The organism is Pedobacter sp. 05L430 (genome assembly GCF_056397585.1).
This window is the reverse complement of sequence record NZ_JBFTNT010000513.1, coordinates 1-1,511: the sequence shown is the minus strand read 5'-3', so window position 1 is coordinate 1,511 and position 1,511 is coordinate 1. Positions and strand designations below refer to the sequence as shown.

At 37.1% G+C, this 1,511-nt stretch carries 2 protein-coding genes; one reads left to right on the top strand and one right to left on the bottom strand.

Annotated elements, in window-relative coordinates; genetic code table 11:
- Nucleotides 1-73: 73 nt before the first annotated feature.
- Entirely contained in the window at nt 74-388 is a 315-nt protein-coding gene (locus AC1DG9_RS26945; RefSeq protein ID WP_172663134.1) for a hypothetical protein, read from the bottom strand.
- 377 nt (nt 389-765) lie between these two features.
- On the opposite strand from AC1DG9_RS26945, the gene AC1DG9_RS26940 reads away from it, so the two are divergent.
- The coding region (locus AC1DG9_RS26940) for a chromate transporter (RefSeq protein WP_477635678.1) at nt 766-1,511 on the top strand (746 nt) is incomplete at its 3' end.

The following is a 1,511-nucleotide window of genomic DNA, read 5'->3' as shown; positions in this document are numbered from 1 at the left end:
GTGACTGACCCTAGCCTGATCAAGTTTTAAGTACCAATAATGAGATGAATGACTACAGCATTTCTAGCTGTAGTCATTCTCTTGATTTGAAATTATAGATCTCGCTACCCTTCCATATAATAAACCCAAGTTTAGCACATTGCCTGGCAACTTCAGATTCAACGGCAGAAGGAACGTCATTTACAATCTTCCACCGAACAGCATACTTGCTATTATAGTTGATGTAAATAACCAGATCTTCGCAGTTCCGGTTTTCGATAAGTTCTTTTGTTAATGAATCCTGCAGCTCAGCTGCAAAGCGGGAGAGTCTTTCATGCATCACCTTTGACAATGGAGGTGCGGGTTTAAGGTCTGGTTCAATTATAGCAAGTACAGTAACGGTAGTCATAAGTAATCCTCAAGTGCCGCTAATATTACCAAAAAGATGCAGAGCCACAAATTATGCAACTGAATTTAACATAATTTAAAGTTTAGTACCTGATTAACAAGAGAAAAAAAATCTTTCATCTGCGTTTAAACAGCCCTTAAAGAAAAGCAACATAATTCAAAATCGATTTCTCATTTTAAAGCTCTCTTACATCTTAATACCCCACACACAACAAAGGGATTATACAAGCACAATAAAATCAATCCTGAAGCCCAAAAATAACCTTAATTAATCACAAAAAACACTCAACCATATCTTTGCTTAAGGACGTTAATTTGCTTATTTTTGCATAGTTCCTGATTTTTCCTTTTACCATTATAGAAACCTAATTGACTACGTTGAAAAATAGAGATAGAAATGTTATGCCCCAAGGTAAGCCCTCATTTAAAGAAGCTTTAAAATTTTGGTTTAAATTGGGTTGGATAAGTTTTGGAGGCACGGCAGGCCATATCAATATTATGCATGAGGAATTGGTAGGTCAAAAAAAATGGATTAGCAACAGCAGATTTTTCCACGCATTAAGCCTTTGCATGCTTTTGCCCGGTCCAGAAGCCCAGCAATTAGCCATTTATATTGGCTGGCAGCTACATGGTAAAAAGGGCGGACTAATAGCCGGCATTTTATTTGTACTTCCCTCCATGTTTATTTTGCTATTACTAAGCATACTRTACGTTTCTTATGGAAATCAGCCATGGATGTTTGCTATGTTCAATGGATTTAAGCCTGCTGTTATCTCCATCATAATAGTAGCGCTGTTAGGTATAGGCAAAAAAGCACTCCATACCAGGCTTCATATTTTAATGTGCGCTTTAGCCTTTATCTGTATTTTCTTCTTTAACATCTCGATGTTCCTGATCATAATAGGAACGATTTTACTCGCTGTTCTAATCCAACGATTGTGGCCTGCGCTATCTGCTAATAGAATTTCGGAGAATAACCTAACCTCTTCTAATGAAGAAACTTTCTATTTTAATAAAAACTCTGTGGCACGTGGCACAAACACACCCAATAGCAAGTCTTTACGGCAAACGGCTATTTTTGCGCTGATCTGGCTAATTCCTTTACTTTTGTTGTACTTTCTTTC